The 21,006-nt window shown below is 60.5% G+C and carries 20 protein-coding genes; 14 read left to right on the top strand and 6 right to left on the bottom strand.

Annotated features, from left to right (window positions below):
- The first annotated feature begins 221 nt into the window (after positions 1-221).
- From ACA068_RS21130 to ACA068_RS21115, 4 genes are all read left to right on the top strand, one after another.
- On the top strand, positions 222-935 hold the full coding sequence (locus ACA068_RS21130; RefSeq protein WP_497304517.1) for a GntR family transcriptional regulator: 714 nt from the start codon (positions 222-224) through the stop codon (positions 933-935).
- A complete protein-coding gene (locus ACA068_RS21125; protein WP_497304515.1) occupies positions 932-1,930 on the top strand; it encodes an ADP-ribosylglycohydrolase family protein in 999 nt (332 codons plus the stop codon). The genes ACA068_RS21130 and ACA068_RS21125 overlap by 4 nt, the downstream gene beginning before the upstream one ends.
- Positions 1,931-2,143: 213 nt before the next feature.
- A complete protein-coding gene (locus ACA068_RS21120) occupies positions 2,144-3,610 on the top strand; it encodes a purine-cytosine permease family protein (RefSeq protein WP_497304514.1) in 1,467 nt (488 codons plus the stop codon).
- Positions 3,603-4,532, top strand: coding sequence for a PfkB family carbohydrate kinase (locus ACA068_RS21115; RefSeq protein WP_497304513.1), 930 nt, complete (start codon positions 3,603-3,605; stop codon positions 4,530-4,532). The genes ACA068_RS21120 and ACA068_RS21115 overlap by 8 nt, the downstream gene beginning before the upstream one ends.
- Before the next feature lie 244 nt (positions 4,533-4,776).
- Here the strand turns inward: ACA068_RS21115 and ACA068_RS21110 are convergent, their stop codons facing one another.
- The 4 genes from ACA068_RS21110 to ACA068_RS21095 form a co-directional block, all read right to left on the bottom strand.
- On the bottom strand, positions 4,777-5,031 hold the full coding sequence (locus tag ACA068_RS21110; RefSeq protein ID WP_497295330.1) for a hypothetical protein: 255 nt from the start codon (positions 5,029-5,031) through the stop codon (positions 4,777-4,779).
- Positions 5,032-5,077: 46 nt separating this feature from the next.
- On the bottom strand, positions 5,078-5,416 hold the full coding sequence (locus ACA068_RS21105) for a hypothetical protein (protein ID WP_497304512.1): 339 nt from the start codon (positions 5,414-5,416) through the stop codon (positions 5,078-5,080).
- Positions 5,417-5,500: 84 nt separating this feature from the next.
- On the bottom strand, positions 5,501-6,706 hold the full coding sequence (locus ACA068_RS21100) for an MFS transporter (RefSeq protein ID WP_497304511.1): 1,206 nt from the start codon (positions 6,704-6,706) through the stop codon (positions 5,501-5,503).
- 112 nt (positions 6,707-6,818) lie between these two features.
- The gene (locus ACA068_RS21095) at positions 6,819-7,472 is read right to left on the bottom strand and encodes an HD domain-containing protein (RefSeq protein ID WP_497304509.1); all 654 of its coding nucleotides are present in this window, start codon (positions 7,470-7,472) and stop codon (positions 6,819-6,821) included.
- A gap of 270 nt (positions 7,473-7,742) precedes the next feature.
- On the opposite strand from ACA068_RS21095, the gene ACA068_RS21090 reads away from it, so the two are divergent.
- The 6 genes from ACA068_RS21090 (at position 7,743) to ACA068_RS21065 (ending at position 13,875) form a co-directional block, all read left to right on the top strand.
- Positions 7,743-8,225, top strand: a complete 483-nt coding sequence (locus tag ACA068_RS21090) for a GNAT family N-acetyltransferase (protein ID WP_010461803.1) — start codon at positions 7,743-7,745, stop codon at positions 8,223-8,225.
- Between the two features lie 192 nt (positions 8,226-8,417).
- Complete coding sequence (locus ACA068_RS21085) at positions 8,418-9,410, top strand: 2-dehydro-3-deoxygalactonokinase (protein WP_497304508.1); 993 nt, start codon at positions 8,418-8,420, stop codon at positions 9,408-9,410.
- Positions 9,411-9,429: 19 nt separating this feature from the next.
- Positions 9,430-10,050: a 2-dehydro-3-deoxy-6-phosphogalactonate aldolase gene (locus ACA068_RS21080; protein ID WP_497304506.1), complete on the top strand. Its 621-nt coding sequence runs from the start codon at positions 9,430-9,432 to the stop codon at positions 10,048-10,050.
- Positions 10,051-10,112: 62 nt separating this feature from the next.
- Positions 10,113-11,261: a galactonate dehydratase gene (gene dgoD / locus ACA068_RS21075; RefSeq protein WP_008152275.1), complete on the top strand. Its 1,149-nt coding sequence runs from the start codon at positions 10,113-10,115 to the stop codon at positions 11,259-11,261.
- Between the two features lie 439 nt (positions 11,262-11,700).
- Complete coding sequence (locus ACA068_RS21070) at positions 11,701-13,011, top strand: MFS transporter (RefSeq protein WP_497304505.1); 1,311 nt, start codon at positions 11,701-11,703, stop codon at positions 13,009-13,011.
- A 60-nt stretch (positions 13,012-13,071) separates the two neighbouring features.
- On the top strand, positions 13,072-13,875 hold the full coding sequence (locus ACA068_RS21065) for an IclR family transcriptional regulator (RefSeq protein WP_497304503.1): 804 nt from the start codon (positions 13,072-13,074) through the stop codon (positions 13,873-13,875).
- On the opposite strand, the gene ACA068_RS21060 is transcribed toward ACA068_RS21065, so the two are convergent.
- A complete protein-coding gene (locus ACA068_RS21060; RefSeq protein WP_497304501.1) occupies positions 13,872-14,924 on the bottom strand; it encodes an NAD(P)-dependent alcohol dehydrogenase in 1,053 nt (350 codons plus the stop codon). The two genes, ACA068_RS21065 and ACA068_RS21060, sit on opposite strands and share 4 nt — an antisense overlap.
- A gap of 190 nt (positions 14,925-15,114) precedes the next feature.
- On the opposite strand from ACA068_RS21060, the gene ACA068_RS21055 reads away from it, so the two are divergent.
- On the top strand, positions 15,115-16,005 hold the full coding sequence (locus ACA068_RS21055) for an AraC family transcriptional regulator (RefSeq protein ID WP_497304500.1): 891 nt from the start codon (positions 15,115-15,117) through the stop codon (positions 16,003-16,005).
- Positions 16,006-16,188: 183 nt separating this feature from the next.
- On the opposite strand, the gene ACA068_RS21050 is transcribed toward ACA068_RS21055, so the two are convergent.
- Positions 16,189-17,853: an electron transfer flavoprotein-ubiquinone oxidoreductase gene (locus tag ACA068_RS21050; RefSeq protein WP_497304498.1), complete on the bottom strand. Its 1,665-nt coding sequence runs from the start codon at positions 17,851-17,853 to the stop codon at positions 16,189-16,191.
- A 548-nt stretch (positions 17,854-18,401) separates the two neighbouring features.
- Here ACA068_RS21050 and ACA068_RS21045 point away from each other — a divergent pair.
- The 3 genes from ACA068_RS21045 (at position 18,402) to ACA068_RS21035 (ending at position 20,997) form a co-directional block, all read left to right on the top strand.
- Positions 18,402-19,151, top strand: coding sequence for an electron transfer flavoprotein subunit beta/FixA family protein (locus tag ACA068_RS21045; RefSeq protein WP_497304496.1), 750 nt, complete (start codon positions 18,402-18,404; stop codon positions 19,149-19,151).
- A complete protein-coding gene (locus tag ACA068_RS21040) occupies positions 19,152-20,081 on the top strand; it encodes an electron transfer flavoprotein subunit alpha/FixB family protein (protein WP_497304494.1) in 930 nt (309 codons plus the stop codon). It begins immediately after the preceding gene.
- 79 nt (positions 20,082-20,160) lie between these two features.
- Positions 20,161-20,997 (top strand): substrate-binding periplasmic protein, encoded by an 837-nt coding sequence (locus tag ACA068_RS21035; RefSeq protein ID WP_497304492.1) that lies wholly within the window; start codon positions 20,161-20,163, stop codon positions 20,995-20,997.
- Positions 20,998-21,006: the final 9 nt, after the last annotated feature.

Raw genomic sequence — 21,006 nt, 5'->3', positions numbered from 1 at the left:
TTTGCGCTGTTTGGGCTGACGTCTTCGCGGGCAAGCCTCGCTCCTACAGGTTTTATGTCGTACCCGGATTATGCGGCTGACAGGTAACCTGTAGTAGCGAGGCTTGCCCGCGAAAGCAATGCATCTGATTCCCCCCCGCTTTAGCGAACATCCACACCCTCCCGTCACCTCCCTGAAATATCCCTTGCTCGAAATACCCCGTTTCGGTTATCACTTTGTACATGATTAGACAGGTACGATTTGACAAGAAACAACGGGTGGTCGACGAACTCATCCGGCGCATCGAAAGCGGCCTCATGGAGGACGGCTTTCTGTTGCCGGGCGAGCATCAATTGGCTCAAGAATTCAAAGTCAGCCGCGGCACGCTGCGTGAGGCCCTGGCCGAGTTGAAACGACGCAACTACATCGCCACCCAAAGCGGTGTGGGCTCCATCGTCACCTTCGACGGTGTGGTGCTCGATCAACGCAGCGGCTGGGCGCAAGCGCTGGCCGACAGCGGGGCGCTGATCAATACCGAAGTGCTGCGGCTGGAGGCCGTTACGCGGCCTGATCTGCTGCCGCGTTTCGGCACCGACCAGTTCATCACCCTCGACCGGCGCCGGCGCTCCACCGACGGCAAGCTGGTGTCCCTCGAACGCTCATTGATGCCCGCCACCGGAGGCCTGGAAAGCCTGCCGCGGGTCGGCCTGATCGACAACTCCCTGACCATCACCCTGGCCGCTTATGGCTACATCGGCGAACGCGGCGATCAATGGATCGGCGCAGAACCCTTGAACGCCGAAGACGCCGAGTTGCTCGGGCGCCCGGTCGGCACCGTCTTCCTCAAAGCCTTGCGCACTACCTACGACCGACAAAACCGCTTCATGGAACAGGTCGAAAGCTTGCTCGACCCGGTGCACTTTCGCCTGCACCTGCAATTTGGAGAGTCAAAATGACCGCGCTCGAGCGTGCGCTCGGCGCGTTCTACGGACTGGCCTTGGGCGATGCGCTGGGCATGCCGACGCAGTCCCTGAGCCGCGCCGAGGTCAAGACGCGCTTCGGTGCGATCAGCGATCTGCAGGACGCCGGTCCTGATCAACCGATTGCGGCGAATATGCCCAGGGGCTCGATCACCGACGACACCGAGCAGGCGATTCTGGTCGGTCAGTTGTTGGTTGACGGTAAGGGCCGGATCGAACCGGCGGTGCTCGCTCAGCGGCTGATCGAATGGGAAGCCGGGATGCAGGCCAAGGGCTCGCAGGACTTGCTCGGGCCCTCGACCAAACGGGCGATCGAGATGATCCTCGCCGGTCACTCGCCGGAAGAGGCGGGCCGCTACGGCACCACCAACGGCGCGGCGATGCGCATCACGCCAGTGGGCATCGCCGCGGATGTCGCCCACCCTGTACGTTTTATCGGCGCCGTGGTGCAAGCCTGCCAGGTCACCCACAACACCACGCTGGGAATTTCCAGTGCGGCGGCGGTGGCGGCGGTAGTCTCGGCCGGCATCAACGGCATGGACCTGGGCGAGGCGTTGAACCTCGGCCAGCAGATCGCCCAACAAGCTGAAAGCCATGGTCACTGGGTGGCGGGCGGACGGATTGCCTCGCGCATCAGCTGGGCGCGCACCATCAGCGTCGACAGTGACAAAGCGTTGCTGGCGGATTTGCTGTACGACGTGATCGGCACGTCAGTGGCTTCGCAGGAATCGGTGGTGGTCTCATTTGCCTTGGCGCAACAAGTGGCCGTCGGTGAAATGAACGCCTTCGAAGCGCTGTGCATGGCCGCGAGCCTGGGCGGTGACACCGATACCATCGCGGCGATTCTCGGCGCCATGCTCGGGGCCTGCCTGGGGCTTGGGAGTTGGCCGGTGGCGATGATCGAGAAGGTCAAAGCCGTTAATGATCTGGAACTGGAGCCTTTGGTAAAAGGGCTCCTAGCCTTGCGCTGACTGGACTGACCTCTTCGCGAGCAGGCTCGCTCCTACAGGGATAGTGCAAGCCGCACGGTACCTGTGGGAGCGAGCCTGCTCGCGATGGGCGCACCGCCTATTCGAATTGATAACCCCGCAATGGAAAGCACGAATACGGCCAGGATCGCCGGGATGTAGTTTCGTCTTCCGTCATTGCCCACAACCACAACAAAGGCAACAGGAGCATTTTTCATGAGTTCATCGAACGCCGGGCAAAGCGCCGGGCAACTGGAAACCCGCGGTATCGAACCGGTGCCGGAAGCGGAGTGCAACGGTCATCCGCTGCAACTGTTCTGGGTCTGGTTCGCGGCCAATATTTCCATCCTCGGCCTGCCGCTGGGTGCCACGCTGGTGGCGTTTCGCGGGTTGGCGATCTGGCAGGCGATCATCGTAGCGATCCTCGGCGCGGCAGGTTCTTTCGCGGTGGTCGGGATCATCTCCATCGCCGGTCGCCGTGGGCGCGCTCCGAGCCTGACCCTGTCGCGCGCCATCTTCGGGGTGCGCGGCAACATCGGCCCGACCCTGGTCTCGCTGATGTCGCGGCTGGGCTGGGAAACCGTCAACACCACCACCGCCGCGTTCGTGCTGCTGTCGCTGTGCTCGATCCTGTTCGGTTCGCCGGTGGAGGCCAAAAGCGCGCCGGTGTTGACCCTGGTCTTCATTGCGATTTTCGTGCTGCTGACCTTGTCGGTGTCCGGCCTCGGTCACGCTACTTTGCTGGTGATCCAGAAGTGGGCGACTTATGTGTTCGGTGCGCTGAACATTCTGGTCGGCGGTTTCCTTTGCGCCACCATCGACTGGAGCGCGGTGTTCAACGCCACGCCTGCGCCTTTGAGCGCGATGATCATCGGCGTCGGCACCATGGCTGCCGGCACCGGCATCGGCTGGGCCAACGCCGGCGCCGACATGTCGCGCTATCAGCACCGCAGCGTCAAAGCCGTGCGCCTGGTCGCGTCGGCGGCCTTCGGTGCGGGGATTCCGCTGGTGCTGCTGATCACCCTCGGCGGCCTGCTGTCGGTGGGCAACAACGACCTGGCGTCGGCCACTGACCCGATCATTGCGATCCGCGACATGCTGCCGACCTGGATGGCCGTGCCGTACCTGATCACCGCGTTCGGCGGGCTGCTGCTGTCGAACAACCTGTCGGTGTATTCCGCCGGTTTGACCACGTTGACCCTCGGCTTGAAGGTCAAGCGCGTCTACGCCGTGGTCGTCGACATCGTCGCGATCTTCGCTGGTTCGATCTACTTCATGCTGATCGCCGACAGCTTCTACGGGCCGTTCATTACGTTTATTTCGCTGCTGGCGGTGCCTATCACGGCGTGGGTCGGGATCTTCGTCGTCGACCTGATTCATCGTCATTACTACAGCCCCAAAGACTTGCTGGACGTCAGTCCGAGCAGTGCCTATTGGTACAACGGCGGTATCGAATGGCGCGCGTTTGGCGCGTGGGCGCTGGCGATCGTGCTGGGCTTTAGCTTCACCACCATTGGCACCACCGAACAAACCGTGTGGTTCCGCGGTTTCCTGTCTGATTCGTGGCTGGGCCACAACGGTCTGGGCTGGATCGTGACGTTCCTGGTGGCCGGCGGAATGTATTGGGTACTCGGTGGGGCGAAGGATCGTCGCGCCGCGCAAGTCGAGAATGCTCATGCCTAGGTTGCTGCATACCGGCCAGGTCATCATCGACCTGGTCATGGCCGTGGACAAACTGCCTCAGCCGGGCGGCGACGTGCTGGCGAAATCCGCCAGTTTCGAAGCTGGCGGCGGCTTCAATGTGATGGCCGCGGCCCAGCGTAATGGCTTGCCGGTGGTTTACCTGGGCCGGCACGGCACGGGTCGTTTCGGCGACCTGGCCCGTGAGGCAATGAAGACCGAGGGCATCCGGATAGGCATCGCACACAAGGCCGAACGGGATACGGGGTTGTGCGTTGCGGTGACCGATGCGTCGGCCGAGCGCAGTTTCATTTCCTACATCGGCGCCGAGGGCGAATTGACTGCCGAGGACCTGGCGAGCGTGCCGGCCGAGGTGGGCGACTACGTTTATGTCAGCGGCTACAGCCTGCTGCATGTCGGCAAGGCTCAGGCGCTGGTGGACTGGGTGCTGGGTTTGCCGAAAGCGATCAACGTGGTATTCGATCCCGGTCCGTTGGTGGACTCGCCGGACGCGCCATTGATGCAGGCAATGTTGCCGCGCATTGATTTGTGGACCAGTAACAGTGTCGAGGCGCTACGGTTTACCGGGGCGTCGGACATTGCCGAGGCGCTGGACAGGCTGACCGATCACCTGCCGGCCGAGGTGCTGATGGTGGTTCGCGATGGGCCGCAAGGGTGCTGGATAAGTCAGTGCGGCGACCGAGAACATGTGCCCGGTTTCAAGGTTGAGGCCATAGACAGCAATGGTGCCGGCGATGCCCATGCCGGGGTGTTTCTGGCCGGGTTGGCGCGAGGGTTGTCGGCGAGTGAAGCGGCACGGCGGGCGAATGCGGCTGCGGCGCTGGCGGTCACTCGGTGGGGGCCGGCGACTTCGCCTGGGGTTGCTGAGGTGGATGTGTTAATCCGCGAGACTTTCGGCGCCTGACATTCCGCCATCGCGAGCAGGCTCGCTCCCACAGGGGATTTGTATCGTTCGCAAGTCCAGTGTGGGAGCGGGCTTGCCCGCAAAGGGCCCTTAAAAACACCAGAGATCCTGGATTTACCCAGCCTTGCGCTTCTGCTCGGCGGTGTATTTGTCTTTGCTTCCACGAGGCATGGGATTTCTCCTGCTGCTTGTAGAGTCGGTCAAACGGTCGCAGCCACGCACGACTGCGACCTGATTCATCTGGCTAAACGTCCAGCTTTCGCGCCGCCTCAACCCCAGCCGCGCTGAGTTTGATCGGCAGTTGCAGCGAGTGTTCGCCGGCCTCGTTGCAGGTCACATGCCCGTGCTGAATCAGCCCGCGATCCTGCAGCGTGGCGAGGGTACTGGCCACGACTTTCTCCCCCCGGTAATTGTCCAGGACCTCCTTGCCCAAGCCATTTGGATGGGCGTGCAGAAGACGGGTCAGGACTTCTTTCTCAAGGTTGTTATCGACGTTCATGGTTACCTCTTCATGGATGTGGATAGGTGCAACTCGCGTGGGCGAACTATTGGCTGGCGCCGCCTTCGGAACCCGAGCCACCGGTGGTGGTTTTCGAGCCCGTGCCGGCGCCGGCGTTGTCCGGTGACTGGGTGTCCGGCGTGTTCATTCCACCTTGACGGCCCGCATCGTTGCCCTGAATCCGTGGGTCGGTGCCCGTGGACGGAGGCAGGCTGCTGTCGACGCCCGTACCGTTGGTGTTCATGCCGGGCGAACCTTGGGTGGTCGGATTTTTTTGACCTTCGACCGGGTTGGTCGGGCCGGTGCCGGTGGCGGTGGTCGCCGCGAAAGCGGCAGAGGACAGCAGCGTGGCGAGAGCGAGGGCAGTCAAGCGGGACGTGATCATGGTGTCGTCTCCATTCAATTAGAGTCCTTACCTGATGTTGGTCCGCCCTCGATTTGGTTTGGTGCCTGATGAACGACGAACGGTTCAGGCCTGTTGCAACGATTTGCTGCTGTCGACCCGACGCCAGATCAAGCGGCCCACGGTGATCAGCCAGTTCAACAGCCCTACGGCGAGAACTGTGAGTAGAAGTGTCGTCATTCCGTGTTCGACGATGATCTTCCCGGCCAGCAACGGAAAGCCGAATACACCGATGAAGTACGACAGGCTGAACAGCAACAACGATTGCGAAGTGGTGCCGTGCGGTGCTTCGTTCGCTGCCAGGCCATTGATCACCGAGTACGTCAGCCCGTAACCGACCCCGAGCATCATCGCCGCCAGCACGTAGCTGACCCCGCTGTCGACCACGAAGCCGAACAGCACAATCGAGCCCATCATCACGGCCGACAGCAGGCACGAAGCGCGCAACGGATCGCGCTTGACCACGACCCCGGCGATCAACATCCGGCTGCTGATCGCCGCACCCATGAAGCCGAAAAAGAACAGCGAGTAATCCAGTGAACGAGACGCTGCGTAACTGGTTTGAAAGCTGGACAGGCCGCCGAATACGCACCCGCCGAGGCCGACCATGATGATCGGGAACACTGCCCTGGACGACAGCACCTGAGTCGTCGCACGCCAGGAAATGCGCGCGACAGCGGCGGTAGGCGAGGGTGTTTTTTTCAGTTGCGAATGCAGCCGCCAAAACAGCAACACACCCATCAGGCTGGCCAACGCGGCGAGGTAAAAGGCGGCGGTGACGGGGTAACCGAGGGCACTGGCCGCGCGGCCCAACAGCGGCCCGCTGCCGATCCCGGTCATCATGCTGCCCGACAGCAGCGCAAAGTATTTCGCGCGTTGCGCGGGCGTCACCAGGCTCGCCACGATTATCGGCCCCAAGGTGTAAAACACCCCCCAGCCCAGCCCCAGCAGCAGTCCGAAAAACAGCAACAGATTGCCGAACCCCGGCGTCAGCGCGAAGCCCAGGCTGGCCGCCACCAACAACACGCCGAACAGCGCAATCGAACGCGCCGCGCCGAGCAAATCCGACAGGTGCCCGGAGACAATTACCGCCGCAAACGTACTGAGCATCGCCGCTGAAATCACACTGCCGGCATCGTGTTCGTTACCGCCCCGTGAACCGATCAACAGCGACAACAGAAACGTCGAGCCGTAGGACAGCGACAGCAAATAACTGGCGAGGCAAAACAGGCCGAACAATCTGCTTGAGACGTGGGGCGTAGCGGTAGACATGACGCGGTTCCTTGACCCGATAAAGACGCTGACCCTCTATCTACCATGCACCTCGATATTGTTAGGTCCGAGGTTATCGATGCCAGGGTTAGCGCGGGCCGGAGTAATGCGGTCAGGGGAGGCCGATTTCTTCCTTGAACAGCGTCATAAAATCCTTCAAGCGTTCATGCCTGACGCGTGCCAGCTGCTGACCGGTAATCGTCTGGAAACCGTCCGCCAGGTGCAGCAACTTGGTCTGGAAGTGATCGAGGCAAAAGCGCTTGTCATCGTAGTTCCGCGCTTTCGCTTCCGGGTCTTGCGGGTCGTACAACGCGCTGCCCATGCGCCCGGCGATATAGAACGTGCGCGCTACGCCGAGCATGCCGAGGGAGTCGATGCGGTCGGCGTCCTGCATGATTTTCGCTTCGAGCGAGGTCGGGGCGATGTTGGCGGAAAAGCTGTGGGCTTCAATGGCGTGGGCGACTGCGCCGATTTTTGCACTTGGCCAATCCATGTCGGTCAGCACGACAGATGCTTTCTCGGCGGCCAGGCGTGAAGCCTGTGAACGCAACGGCGAATTCTTCTCCACGGCCACGCAATCATGCAGAAGCACCGCTGCCAGCAACACTTCAAGATCGCCACCTTCTTCAGCATGAAGCGTGCGCGCGTTGTGCCACACCCGTTGCAGATGGGACAGATCGTGCGCGCCATCTTCCGAGGGTTCCAGGGCGTGGGGTAGCAGCTCAGTGGCGAGCGTATGCAGCGGTGCAAAAGCATCAGTGGTCATAAACATCCTGTTAAGTGAAAAACGTTCTCGTCAGCAACGCAACCCTGTAGCAGCTGGCGAAGCCTGCGTTCGGCTGCGAAGCAGTCGTGAAACTTGAACACGCGGTTTGCCTGTAACACCGCGCCGTCTGATTTCACGACTGCTGCGCAGCCGAACGCAGGCTTCGCCAGCTGCTACACATGCTCCATGGATCAGCTTTGCATTTCCAGTGTGACGAGCGTGGCGCGCCGACTTAGTATGGCGTTTTCAATTTTCGACAAAGGCCCGTCCATGACGATCGAGATCCGCCCGGCGACCCCCAGCGATGCACCGCAAATCCTCGGGTTCATCACTGAACTGGCCGACTACGAACGTGCCCGTCACGAAGTCATCGCCAGCGTTGCCGACATCGAGCGCAGCCTGTTCAGCGAAGGCGCCACCGCCCACGGCCTGATCTGCCTGCGCGACGGCTTGCCGATCGGCTTCGCGGTGTTCTTCTTCAGCTATTCCACCTGGCTCGGCAGCAATTGCCTGTACCTCGAAGACCTCTACATCACCCCCCAGCAACGCGGTGGCGGCGCCGGTAAAACCTTACTGCGCCACCTCGCCAAAATTGCCTGCGCCAATGACTGCGGACGCTTCGAGTGGAGCGTGCTGGACTGGAACAAACCGGCGATCGAATTTTACAAGTCGTTGGGGGCGCAGCCACAGGAAGAGTGGGTGCGGTATCGGATGGATGGGAAGGTGTTGCGGGAGTTTGCCGAGGGGAGTTGATCTCCAGCAAGGCCTGCTAAATATCGCAGCCCTTCGGCGACTCCCGCCTCGATAGGAAGGAGTGGTCAGAGGCTGCGATATTTTTTTTTAATCGTCCCAATATATGGGAGTGATATTTATATATTGAGATATTCATGCATCCGGGTTTATAGTCCAGCTCACTCACTGCCAATAAAACAAACAGGTGAAGCGATGCTGGCGCAATTGATCGCGCTCGATTGGGGGACGACCTCATTACGTGCTTACAAACTCGCCGCGGGTGGCAAGGTGCTGGAACAGCGTTCGCTGTCGTCCGGGATCATGCAACTGCCCCGGACGCCGCGAGTCATCAGCGGCCAGTCATGCGCCGACGGTTTTGAACTGGCCTTCGATGAGGCGTGCGGTGACTGGCTCGACGCGCAGCCGGATTTGCCGGTGATTGCCTGTGGCATGGTCGGCAGCGCCCAGGGCTGGTGCGAAGCGGCCTACTGCGACACACCGGCAAACGTCGCCAATCTCGGAACATCCCTACAAGCCATTCGCAGTCTTCGCGGTGTCGATGTGCACATCGTGCCGGGGGTGATTCAGCGTTCGCGCTTGCCGAACGTAATGCGCGGCGAAGAAACCCAGGTGCTCGGTGTTTTGCAGAATCTACCGATCGAGCAAGGCCGTGATCTGTTGATCGGCTTGCCGGGCAGTCATTCGAAATGGGTGGAAGTGGCCGGCGGTTGCATCGTGCATTTCGATACCTTCATGACCGGTGAGATCTTCGCCGTGCTCAGTAAACACAGCATTCTGGGGCGTACCCAGCAAAAGGGCGCGTCCTTCGATGGCCAGGCGTTTGATCGCGGTGTGCAAGTGGCGCTGTCGGCGGAGGGTGAAATCGGTCCGTTGTCGACGTTGTTCAGCGCCCGCAGCCTCGGGTTGACCGGTGAGCTCAGCGCCACTGCCCAACCGGATTACTTGTCCGGCCTGCTGATCGGCCATGAGCTGTCTGCGCTGGCGAATGTCCAGCGACGCCGACGCAACAGCGTTCACCTGCCTTCAATCATCCTTATTGGTAATTCCCAACTCTGTGCCCGCTACAGCCGGGCCCTCGACGCCTGCGGTTTTACCCATGTGACCCTGGCCGAACAAGCCACCGAACGCGGGTTGTGGCAATTGGCGGTCGCCGCCGGACTGATCGCCGCACACCCATCCCGTTAAACCTGACTGGAGGTCTGACATGCTCAAGCAAGCACTGGCGCAAAACGGTCTGATCGCGATCCTGCGTGGCCTGCGCCCGCAAGAAGCGGCCGCCATTGGCGAAGTCCTTTATGCCGCCGGATTTCGCGTCATCGAAGTGCCGCTCAACTCCCCTGAGCCCTACGACAGTATCCGCATCCTGCGCAGTACTTTGCCCGCCGATTGCCTGATCGGCGCGGGTACGGTGCTGACACCGGAACAGGTCGAGCAAGTGAAGGCGGCGGGTGGTCAGGTGATCGTCATGCCGCACAGTGATGCCAAGGTGTTGCGGGCAGCAAAAGCGGCGGGGTTGTACCTGTCGCCGGGCGTTGCCACACCGACCGAAGCCTTTGCCGCACTGGCGGAAGGGGCGGACGTGCTGAAGATGTTCCCCGCCGAGCAGATGGGGCCGGCAGTCGTCAAAGCCTGGCTCGCGGTGCTGCCGGCCGGAACCATTCTGGCGCCAGTCGGTGGAATCACGCCGGACAACATGCAGGTGTTTATCGACGCGGGCGTCAAAGGCTTCGGTCTCGGTTCCGGGTTGTTCAAGCCGGGCATGACGCCTGAAGACGTGGCGCTAAACGCCAAGGCCTACGTGGCTGCCTGGAAAGCCCTTCGCTAAGACTTTTTGGCGCTGCGAGCGCTGCATCTATAAGAGCTGCACTTATAAAAAGAGAGCACAAGATGAAAATCACCAAACTCACCACCTTCATCGTTCCGCCGCGCTGGTGCTTCCTCAAGGTCGAAACCGACGAAGGCGTGACCGGTTGGGGCGAGCCCGTGGTCGAAGGCCGCGCGCACACCGTAGCGGCTGCCGTTGAAGAATTGTCCGACTACCTGATCGGCAAAGACCCCCGCAACATCGAAGACATCTGGACCGTGCTCTACCGTGGCGGCTTCTACCGCGGTGGTGCGATTCACATGAGTGCACTGGCCGGTATCGATCAGGCGTTGTGGGACATCAAGGGCAAGGCCCTGGGGGTGTCGGTCAGCGATTTGCTGGGCGGTCAGGTGCGCGACAAGATTCGTGTGTACTCGTGGATCGGTGGCGACCGCCCGGCGGACACCGCTCGCGCGGCGAAAGAAGCAGTCGAGCGTGGTTTCACCGCGGTGAAAATGAACGGTACCGAGGAGCTGCAATTTCTCGACTCCTTCGAGAAAGTCGACCTCGCCCTGGCCAACGTCGCCGCCGTGCGTGATGCGGTGGGCCCGAACGTCGGCATCGGTGTGGACTTCCATGGCCGGGTGCACAAGCCCATGGCCAAAGTGCTGATGAAAGAACTCGACCCTTACAAACTCATGTTCATCGAAGAGCCGGTCCTCAGCGAAAACTACGAAGCGCTGAAGGAACTGGCGCCGCTGACCAGCACCCCGATTGCCCTGGGCGAGCGCTTGTTTTCGCGCTGGGATTTCAAGCGTGTGCTCAGCGAAGGTTACGTCGACATCATCCAGCCGGACGCGTCCCACGCCGGTGGCATCACCGAAACCCGCAAGATCGCCAACATGGCTGAAGCCTACGACGTGGCGCTGGCGCTGCATTGTCCATTGGGTCCGATTGCCCTGGCGGCGTGCCTGCAACTGGACGCGGTTTGCTACAACGCGTTCATCCAGGAACAGAGCCTGGGTATCCATTACAACGAGAGCAACGACCTGCTCGACTACGTGAAAGATCCGCGGGTGTTCGACTACGACAAAGGCTTCGTGAAAATCCCGAACGGCCCGGGCCTTGGGATCGAGATCAACGAGGAATACGTGATCGAACGCGCGGCCGTCGGCCACCGCTGGCGCAACCCGATCTGGCGCCATGCCGATGGCAGTTTTGCCGAGTGGTGAGTCCTCCCTGACCCACTGCAAATCCCTGTGGGAGCCAGCCTGCTGGCGATGGGTCGGCACATCCAGCATTTGTGGTGACTGACACACCGCTATCGCCAGCAGGCTGGCTCCCACAGTTTGATCTCCATGGACTGGGAGATTTGCGGCAACCCCCGATTTCACATCGACCTCAATAAACATAAGAAGAGGCAATCCCCATGCAACCGCAAACCCGTACCGATGGCAGTTTTGCCGAGTGGTGATTTCTCCCTGACCCACTGCAAATCCCTGTCGGAGCCAGCCTGCTGGCGATGGGTCGGCACATCCAGCATTTGTGGTGGCTGACACACCGCTATCGCCAGCAGGCTGGCTCCCACAGTTTGATCTCCATGGACAGGGAGATTTGCGGCAACCCCCGATTTCACATCGACCTCAATAAACATAAGAAGAGGCAATCCCCATGCAACCGCAAACCCTCGCAGGGCAGGCGTCGTTGGTGACGCCCAGTCGCAAGCGGTTTTTCATCATGGTGCTGCTGTTCATCACCGTGGTCATCAACTACCTCGACCGCAGCAACCTGTCCATCGCCGCCCCGGCGCTGACCAGCGAACTGGGCATCGACCCGATCCACGTCGGGCTGATTTTCTCGGCCTTCGGCTGGACCTACGCCGCCATGCAGATCCCCGGCGGCTGGCTGGTGGATCGGGTTCCGCCGCGCATTCTCTACAGCGTTGCCTTGTTGCTGTGGTCGATCGCCACGGTGATGCTCGGCTTCGCGGGCAGCTTCATCGCGCTGTTCGTTTTGCGCATGGCCGTTGGCGCCCTGGAAGCGCCGGCGTATCCGATCAACAGCCGGGTGGTGACGACTTGGTTCCCGGAGCGCGAACGCGCAACGGCCATCGGTTTCTATACCTCTGGGCAATTCGTCGGCCTGGCGTTTCTGACGCCGGTACTCGCCTGGCTGCAGCATGAATTTGGCTGGCACATGGTGTTCGTCAGCACCGGGGCGGTGGGCATTCTCTGGGCGGTGATCTGGTACGCGGTGTATCGCGAGCCTCGGGATTTCAAAGGCGCCAATGACGCCGAAATCGAGCTGATCCGCGAAGGTGGAGGGCTGGTGGATATCCAGGCCGAGCAAGCCAAGGTCAAGGCGAAATTCAGCTGGACCGACCTCGGCATCGTTCTGACCAAGCGCAAGTTGTGGGGCATCTACCTCGGTCAGTTCTGCCTCAACTCGACGCTATGGTTTTTCCTGACGTGGTTCCCGACCTACCTGGTGAAATACCGCGGCATGGACTTCATCAAGTCCGGCCTGTTGGCGTCGCTGCCGTTTCTCGCCGCCTTCGTCGGTGTGCTGTGTTCCGGGTTCTTTTCCGACTGGCTGATCCGCCGCGGTTACACAGTGGGGTTCGCCCGCAAGTTGCCAATCATCGGTGGCCTGCTGATTTCCACCTTGATCATCGGCGCCAATTTCGTTGAATCGACACCGCTGGTGATTGCCTTCCTCGCGTTGGCGTTCTTCGGTAACGGGCTGGCTTCGATTACCTGGTCGCTGGTTTCCACGCTGGCCCCGGCACGGTTGCTCGGATTGACCGGTGGGGTGTTCAACTTCATCGGCAACCTGTCGGCGATTACCACGCCGATTGTCATCGGTTTCCTCGCGACCGGTGATTCGTTTGCCCCGGCGATCACCTACATCTCGGTTCTGGCGTTGATTGGCGCGCTTTCCTACATCTTGCTGGTCGGCAAGGTCGAGCGTATCAAGTTGTAGTGGCAGCCATCGGGCGACCATAATGCCGCCCGTTCACTCGCTCAACGGTAAAGGCTGGATATGCAGGAAGACGCCCCAAAAATCGCCAAGGACGCCGCACCGACCGGCACCCAGACACTGCTTCGTGGTCTGGGTGTGGTTCAGGCCGTCGCCAGTGGCGCCCGCGATCTCAAGGAAATCGCCCGGCTGATCGGCACCACGCGCAGCACGACTCATCGCCTGGCCAGTTGCCTGGTGGACGAGCGTTATCTGCGTGTGGTGCCGCAAGTCGGTTATCTGTTGGGGCCGAAGCTGATCGAGCTGGGTTTCCAGGCGCGTGAAGAGTTGCCGTTGGTGACCCTGGCCGGGCCGTATCTGGATGAGTTGTCGGCGTTGACCGGCGACACTATTCACCTGGCGATTCGTGAAGGCGACGAGGTGCTGTACCTGCACAAGAATCCGGGGCGTAATGGCCCGGAAATGCGCTCGCGGGTCGGCCATCGTATGCCGTTGGCGCGCACCGGGATTGGCAAGGCCTTGATGCTGGATGACACGCAGGAAGAATGGCAGCGGCTGTACGACGTCAGCCTGCCGGCGGGTGGGAAAAATCAATTCTGGCCGCTGCACCCCGAGCAATCCTGGGAGCAGTTTCAGCAGCGCATGATCGAGTACGTGGCCGGCGGTTATGCCTTCGATCTGGAAGACAACGAACCGTCCATCCGCTGTGTGGCTGCGCCGATCCGCGATGCCAGCAAACGCATCGTCGCCGCCATCAGCATCGCCAGCACCGTGCCGTACATGCCGCTGGAAAAAATGGCCGAGCTGATTCCCCTGATCAAAGGGGTCACGGCCCGGCTGTCGGCAGAACTTGGCGCGAAGATTTAGACCTTCAACGTCGCCATGTCGATGACGAAGCGATACTTCACGTCACCGGCGATCATGCGGGCGTAAGCCTCGTTGATTTGGCGGATGTCGAGCATTTCAATGTCGCAGGTGATGTTGTGCTCAGCGCAAAAATCCAGCACTTCCTGGGTTTCGGCGATGCCGCCGATCAAAGAACCCGCCAGCATGCGACGGCCCAACACCAGTTTTGCTGCGTGGACCGGTGGGTCAATCGGTTCGATCAAGCCCACCAGAATGTGCACGCCGTCGAATCGCAGGGTGTCGAGGTACGGATTGAGGTCATGCTGCACTGGAATGGTGTCGAGCAGGAAGTCGAAATAGCCGGCAGCGGCTTTCATCTGTTCGGCATCGGTGGACACGATCACGTGGTCCGCCCCTTGACGACGTCCTTCTTCGGCCTTGCTCGCCGAGCGGGTGAACAGCGTCACTTCCGCGCCCATCGCCTTGGCGAACTTGATGCCCATGTGGCCGAGGCCGCCCATGCCGAGAATCCCGACCTTGTCGCCGGCCTTTACGCCGTAGTGTTTTAGCGGCGAGTAAGTGGTGATGCCGGCACAGAGGATCGGCGCGGCGCTGGCCAGGTCGAGCTTCTCCGGGATGCGCACGACGAAGTGCTCGCTGACCACGATGCTGTCGGAGTAGCCGCCCATGGTATTGCTGCCATCGACCCGGTCCGGGGTGGCGTAAGTCATGGTCGGACCTTCGAGGCAGTATTGCTCGAGGTTCGATTGGCAGGCTTCGCAGCTGCGGCACGAATCGACCATGCAGCCCACACCAACCAGATCGCCGATTTTATGTTGGGTGACGTTCGCACCAATCGCGGTAACTTTGCCTACGATCTCGTGGCCGGGCATCAACGGGTAAACGGCAATGCCCCACTCGTTGCGGGCCTGATGGATGTCGGAATGGCAGACGCCGCAGTAGAGAATATCGATCGCCACGTCGTCGGCCCTTGGGCTACGGCGTTCGAATTTCACGGGGGCGAGGGGAGTGGTGGCCGACTGGGCGGCGTATCCGATGGCGGTGTACATGGTGAACCTCGCAGAAGCAATGACAAGTGATGCGGCGCATTTTGGGCGCCGTGCCTGCCACCGGCCATGGCGATTCCTCCGGGTGTCATGCCTATTCCTCCGGCATCAGCGTTCGTTAGATCAAATGGGCGATCAGACCTGCGATGATGCTTTCATCCCTCTTTCCGCGACTTTTTTGTGAAGATCTCCCATGGTGTTAACCCGTTATCTTGATGCGAATGCCACGCTGGTTTCGCTGATCGAGCCCCTGACCACTCGCGATGGTTTCGCCCCTACGGCGTTGCCGGGCGTCCAGGTTTTACGGGCCAGTTGCGATGTGGCCCGTGGTCCGCAGATTTACGAGCCGAGCCTGGTCATCATCGCCCAAGGCAGCAAACTGGCGTATCTGGGGCCGCGTACATTGGAGTACGGCGCCGGGCACTATCTGATTCAGGCCTTGCCGGTGCCGTTTGAGTGCGAAACGTTTTCGGCGCCGGATGGGCCGATGCTCGGGGTGTCCATCGCCATCGACCGAGTGGTGCTCGGTGAACTGGTGTTGGCCATGGGGCGGGTGCCGGGGCGCACGGTTCCTGCGCAAACACTGGGATCCATGACGTCGGCGGTGCTCGACGACGGGATGCGCGGTTGCGTGGAACGGCTGTTGCGTTGCCTGCACGATCCGCTGGAATGCCAGATCATGGGGCCGGCGCGGCTGCGGGAATTGTTGTTCGTCGCGTTGCGCGGTCCGCAAGCCGATGTGCTGCGTGCGCTTGTCGAACAGCAGGGGCAGTTCGCCCGGATTGCAGCCTCGCTCAACCATTTGCACGGGCATTTCACTGAGCCGTTGAATGTGGAAACCTTGGCCAGTTGCGCGAACATGAGCGCGTCGACCTTTCATGAGCATTTCAAGCGCAGCACGTTGTTGTCGCCGGTGCAGTATTTGAAGCGTCTGCGCTTGCTCAAGGCGCAAACGTTGCTGATCGCCGAGGGTTTGGGCGTGGCGCAGGTGGCGCATCGGGTCGGGTATCAAAGCACGTCGCAGTTCAGCCGCGAGTACAAGCGCTACTTCGAGCGTAATCCCGGGGATGAACGCGCGGCCTGATCCACCAAAAATCCCATGTGGGATCGGGCTTGCTCGCGAACGCGGTGTGTCAGTCAACATCAATGGTTGCTGATAGAAAGCCTCGCGAGCAAGCCCGCTCCCACAAGGGGCTTGTGGTGTGGCTTGAATTGCGGGCAACAAAAAGGCCCCCATTCCGGGAGCCTTGATGTTCAGGCGTTCGGCTTACATGTTCGGGTAAGTCGGGCCGCCAGCACCTTCCGGCGCCACCCACGTGATGTTCTGTGCAGGGTCCTTGATGTCGCAGGTCTTGCAGTGAACGCAGTTCTGGGCGTTGATCTGGAAGCGCTTCTCGCCGTCTTCCTTGGTCACCACTTCGTACACGCCGGCCGGGCAGTAACGCTGGGCAGGCTCATCGTACAGCGGCAGGTTCTTGGCGATCGGAATGCTTGGATCGGTCAGCTTCAGGTGGCACGGCTGTTCTTCTTCGTGGTTGGTACCGGAGATGAACACCGAGCTGAGCTTGTCGAAGCTGATCTTGCCGTCGGGTTTCGGGTAGTCGATCTTCTTGCAGTCGGCCGCGAGCTTGAGGCAAGCGTAATCCGGCTTGGTGTCGTGCAAGGTGAACGGCAGTTTGCCACCGAAGATGTTCTGGTCGAGCCAGTTGAAACCGCCGCCGACGATGGCGCCGAACTTGTGGATCGCCGGGCCGAAGTTGCGGCTGGCGAACAGTTCGTCGTAGAGCCAGCTCTTCTTGAACGCGTCAACGTAAGTGGTCAGCTCTTCGGTGCCGTCCTTTTCGGCGAACAACGCTTCGGCCACGGATTCAGCGGCGAGCATGCCGGACTTCATCGCGGTGTGGCTGCCTTTGATCTTGGCAAAGTTCAGGGTGCCGAGGTCGCAACCGATCAGTGCGCCGCCCTTGAAGACCATTTTCGGCAGCGAGTTCAAGCCGCCTTTGCTGATGGCGCGAGCGCCGTAGCTGATGCGCTTGCCGCCTTCCAGGTACTGCTTGAGCACCGGGTGATGCTTGAGGCGCTGGAACTCGTCGAACGGCGACAGGTAGGTGTTGCTGTAGGACAGATCGACGATCAGACCGACTACGACCTGGTTGTTTTCCAGGTGATAGAGGAACGAGCCACCGGTGTTCTCGGTGCCCATGATGTCCAGCGGCCAACCGGCGGTGTGGACCACCAGGCCTGGCTGATGCTTGGTCGGGTCGATTTCCCAGATTTCTTTCAGGCCGATGCCGTAGTGCTGGGCGTCGGCATCGCTGTCGAGATTGAAGCGCTTGATCAGCTGCTTGCCGATGTGGCCACGGCAACCTTCGGCGAACAGCGTGTACTTGCCACGCAGTTCCATGCCCGGGGTGTATAGGCCTTCTTTCGGCTGACCTTCGCGGTCAACGCCCAGATCGCCGGTGATAATCCCGCGAACCACGCCGTTCTCGTCGAACAGCGCTTCTTGAGCTGCAAAGCCTGGGTAGATTTCTACGCCCAGGTTCTCTGCCTGCTGGGCCAGCCAGCGGCACAGGTTGCCTAGGGAGATGATGTAGTTGCCGTCGTTGTGCATGGTCTTGGGCACAAAGAAGTCGGGAATTTTCTGCGCGCTGTCGGCGTTTTTGAGGACGAAAATGTCATCGCGGGTCACCGGAGTGTTCAGCGGGGCGCCGAGTTCTTTCCAGTCCGGGAACAATTCGTTCAGGGCGCGGGGTTCGAAGATCGCGCCGGACAGGATGTGTGCGCCGACTTCGGAGCCTTTTTCGACCACGCAGACGCTGATTTCCTTACCGGCTTCAGCGGCCTTCTGCTTCAAGCGGCAGGCGGCGGAAAGACCCGCGGGGCCGGCACCGACGATGACCACGTCGAATTCCATGTATTCGCGTTCCACAGGTTATCTCCTACTCAAGGCTCAACAGTTTTTTTTCTAATTGGAGGTTTGGTGTCGCATCCATGAATTCCTGCGCAATGCGCGGAACAGGACAATCGATAGACCACCTTTCTCTCTGGGTGGCGCATTATATCTACACGACTCCTAGCGTCCAATACAAACGTTTGTTTGAATTGGCTCAAAGCCAGAGAAATCAAAGTCACGCGGCTTATGAACGGCTATTTTGCCGTATTGACCGGAATAGGCGTTCCGGTCAATATACGGTCGGTTTTGCGCTCGCCGTAGGCTGACTGTTGGGTTCAAGAGCACCTCTAAAGACAGGGCGATGGCAGTACAGGGTGATGCGCAGCGCAGGTTTGGCGCGCAGTTTACACGCCGCGATAACGAATGACCTGTTGGTCACCACTGACGAACGGTCATCTGCTTCGTGAGCAAGGTTCACCCGATACACCTGCCAGCGTTTTTAGAGGTGCCCTTGCGCCGATGAGCATCAAACCGCCAGGTTCGCCTAGGCGACTTTCTTTTCACCGGAGAGTAACGAGGAATCCATGAAGGTTCTTGTAGCTGTCAAACGCGTTGTGGACTACAACGTCAAGGTTCGCGTCAAGGCGGACAATTCCGGCGTCGACCTCGCCAACGTCAAGATGTCGATGAACCCGTTCTGCGAAATCGCAGTGGAAGAAGCCGTACGCCTGAAAGAGAAAGGTGTTGCGACTGAAATCGTCGTCGTCTCCATCGGCCCGTCCACCGCTCAAGAGCAATTGCGCACCGCGCTGGCTTTGGGTGCTGACCGCGCCATCCTCGTCGAATCCGCCGAAGACCTGACGTCGCTGGCCGTTGCCAAACTGTTGAAAGCCGTTGTCGACAAGGAACAGCCTCAGCTGGTGATCCTTGGCAAACAAGCCATCGACAGCGACAACAACCAGACTGGCCAGATGCTCGCTGCATTGAGCGGCTACGGTCAGGGCACCTTCGCTTCGAAAGTCGAAGTGTCCGGCGACAACGTTGCCGTGACCCGCGAAATCGACGGCGGCGCGCAGACGGTTTCCCTGAAACTGCCGGCCATCGTCACCACCGACCTGCGTTTGAACGAGCCGCGCTACGCGTCCCTGCCAAACATCATGAAAGCCAAGAAGAAGCCTCTCGAAGTGCTGACTCCGGACGCTTTGGGCGTTTCCACCGCCTCCACCAACAAGACCGTGAAAGTCGAAGCGCCGGCTGCACGCAGCGCGGGTATCAAGGTCAAGTCGGTGGCTGAACTGGTCGAGAAACTGAAAAACGAAGCGAAGGTAATCTAAATGACTATCTTGGTTATTGCTGAACACGACAACAAAGTAGTGGCCCCGGCCACGCTGAATACCTTGGCTGCTGCCGCCAAAATCGGCGGTGACATCCACGTTCTGGTTGCCGGCCAGGGCGTTGGCGCCGTGGCTGAAGCCGCTGCGAAAATCGCTGGCGTGGCTAAAGTGCTGGTGGCCGACAACGCCGCCTACGCTCACCAGTTGCCGGAAAACGTAGCGCCTCTGGTTGCTGAGTTGGGCAAGGGCTACAGCCACATCCTGGCTGCCGCCACTTCCAACGGCAAAAATATCCTGCCGCGCGTTGCCGCTCAGCTGGACGTTGACCAGATCTCCGAGATCATCTCGGTCGAAAGCGCTGACACGTTCAAGCGCCCGATCTACGCCGGTAACGCCATCGCCACCGTTCAATCGAACGCTGCGGTCAAAGTGATCACTGTGCGTGCTACCGGTTTCGACCCGGTGGCTGCTGAAGGTGGTTCGGCGTCGGTTGAAGCCGTTGCGGCTGCCCACGACGCTGGCACTTCCAGCTTCGTTGGCGAAGAACTGGCCAAGTCCGATCGTCCGGAACTGACCGCTGCCAAGATCGTCGTTTCCGGCGGCCGCGGCATGCAGAACGGCGACAACTTCAAACACCTGTACGCCCTGGCCGACAAGCTGGGCGCTGCCGTTGGTGCTTCCCGCGCCGCGGTCGACGCAGGTTTTGTACCCAACGACATGCAGGTCGGTCAAACCGGCAAGATCGTTGCTCCACAGCTGTACATCGCGGTCGGTATCTCCGGCGCGATCCAGCACCTGGCCGGCATGAAAGACTCCAAAGTGATCGTTGCGATCAACAAGGACGAAGAAGCGCCTATCTTCCAGGTGGCCGATTACGGCCTGGTGGCTGACCTGTTCGAAGCCATCCCCGAGTTCGAGAAGCTGGTCTAATCCAGTCGCTTGACTTATAAAGAGCCCGACCTTTTGGTCGGGCTTTTTTTTGTTCCGGATTTGAGTGGAGAGTGTCGCCATGGATTTGCGCCGCGTGGGTGGCTGGTCATTACTGCTGGGGCTGATGGTGCTGCCGGCGTTGGCCGTGGCCGCAGGCAAGTGCGAACGGCTGGTGGTGACCGGCAGCCCGGACGCGCCGCCGTATTTGTGGCAAGACCCGCAAAACCCCAAGCATCTGATCGGCGCCAGTGCTGACCTGTTGCAACACGTGGCAGGGGAGATGGGCATCAAGGTCGAGCTGCTTTACGCCGGCAAGCGCGCCCAGGCCCTGGACGAAGTGCGCAGCGGACGCATGGACATGCTGGCCGACGCGCCGTTGACAGTCGGAGAGCTGGACACCCTGGATTACATCCATCCGCCGTTGCTGGAAAACGACTATCTGGTCTGGACCCGAAAAGACTCGGCATTGGTCTACAACCAGGCGCAAGACCTTCACGGTCATCCAGGTGCCGTGTCGGAAAAGTCTCGAATGACCCAGGCATTTGGCACTTTCGCCGAGCAGCAATTGACCCTCGTGCGTACTCCAAACTTGACCCAGGCCTTTCAGAAATTGCTGCTGGGCGAGGTGGAATTTGTCCTTGCGGGACGCTACTCGGGCATGGCCGCCGCGCAAACCCTGAGCATGGCCAACGACCTGATCGCTCGTCCCCAACCGGTCGACAAACCCGGTCTGTTCCTCGCGGTTTCCCATAACTCCGCCTGCAACGATCCGTGGTTGCGCGGACAGCTGGCCAAAAAGATGACAGAATTGCCCGCGTCCGGACTGACGGAGATCGCGCTACAACGCAATATCGAGCGTTGGAAAGCGCAGCAGCAACAACCGCAGCAACAGCCCGTCAGTGCCCCAAAACAGTAGGGATTTTTA

This window comes from Pseudomonas sp. LBUM1660, assembly GCF_059695935.1.
This window is presented reverse-complemented; position numbering and strand designations above follow the sequence as displayed.

Excerpts from the sequence above, each read along its gene's own strand:
- ACA068_RS21105 (WP_497304512.1), bottom strand. The coding sequence starts at position 5,416 with ATGATCACGTCCCGCTTGACTGCCCTCGCTCTCGCCACGCTGCTGTCC.
- ACA068_RS21090 (WP_010461803.1), top strand. The coding sequence starts at position 7,743 with ATGACGATCGAGATCCGCCCGGCGACCCCCAGCGATGCACCGCAAATC.
- ACA068_RS21130 (WP_497304517.1), top strand. The coding sequence starts at position 222 with ATGATTAGACAGGTACGATTTGACAAGAAACAACGGGTGGTCGACGAA.
- ACA068_RS21060 (WP_497304501.1), bottom strand. The coding sequence starts at position 14,924 with ATGTACACCGCCATCGGATACGCCGCCCAGTCGGCCACCACTCCCCTC.
- ACA068_RS21040 (WP_497304494.1), top strand. The coding sequence starts at position 19,152 with ATGACTATCTTGGTTATTGCTGAACACGACAACAAAGTAGTGGCCCCG.
- ACA068_RS21120 (WP_497304514.1), top strand. The coding sequence starts at position 2,144 with ATGAGTTCATCGAACGCCGGGCAAAGCGCCGGGCAACTGGAAACCCGC.
- ACA068_RS21085 (WP_497304508.1), top strand. The coding sequence starts at position 8,418 with ATGCTGGCGCAATTGATCGCGCTCGATTGGGGGACGACCTCATTACGT.
- ACA068_RS21055 (WP_497304500.1), top strand. The coding sequence starts at position 15,115 with ATGGTGTTAACCCGTTATCTTGATGCGAATGCCACGCTGGTTTCGCTG.
- ACA068_RS21065 (WP_497304503.1), top strand. The coding sequence starts at position 13,072 with ATGCAGGAAGACGCCCCAAAAATCGCCAAGGACGCCGCACCGACCGGC.
- ACA068_RS21125 (WP_497304515.1), top strand. The coding sequence starts at position 932 with ATGACCGCGCTCGAGCGTGCGCTCGGCGCGTTCTACGGACTGGCCTTG.
- ACA068_RS21080 (WP_497304506.1), top strand. The coding sequence starts at position 9,430 with ATGCTCAAGCAAGCACTGGCGCAAAACGGTCTGATCGCGATCCTGCGT.
- ACA068_RS21100 (WP_497304511.1), bottom strand. The coding sequence starts at position 6,706 with ATGTCTACCGCTACGCCCCACGTCTCAAGCAGATTGTTCGGCCTGTTT.
- ACA068_RS21070 (WP_497304505.1), top strand. The coding sequence starts at position 11,701 with ATGCAACCGCAAACCCTCGCAGGGCAGGCGTCGTTGGTGACGCCCAGT.
- ACA068_RS21095 (WP_497304509.1), bottom strand. The coding sequence starts at position 7,472 with ATGACCACTGATGCTTTTGCACCGCTGCATACGCTCGCCACTGAGCTG.
- ACA068_RS21045 (WP_497304496.1), top strand. The coding sequence starts at position 18,402 with ATGAAGGTTCTTGTAGCTGTCAAACGCGTTGTGGACTACAACGTCAAG.
- dgoD (WP_008152275.1), top strand. The coding sequence starts at position 10,113 with ATGAAAATCACCAAACTCACCACCTTCATCGTTCCGCCGCGCTGGTGC.
- ACA068_RS21035 (WP_497304492.1), top strand. The coding sequence starts at position 20,161 with ATGGATTTGCGCCGCGTGGGTGGCTGGTCATTACTGCTGGGGCTGATG.
- ACA068_RS21110 (WP_497295330.1), bottom strand. The coding sequence starts at position 5,031 with ATGAACGTCGATAACAACCTTGAGAAAGAAGTCCTGACCCGTCTTCTG.
- ACA068_RS21115 (WP_497304513.1), top strand. The coding sequence starts at position 3,603 with ATGCCTAGGTTGCTGCATACCGGCCAGGTCATCATCGACCTGGTCATG.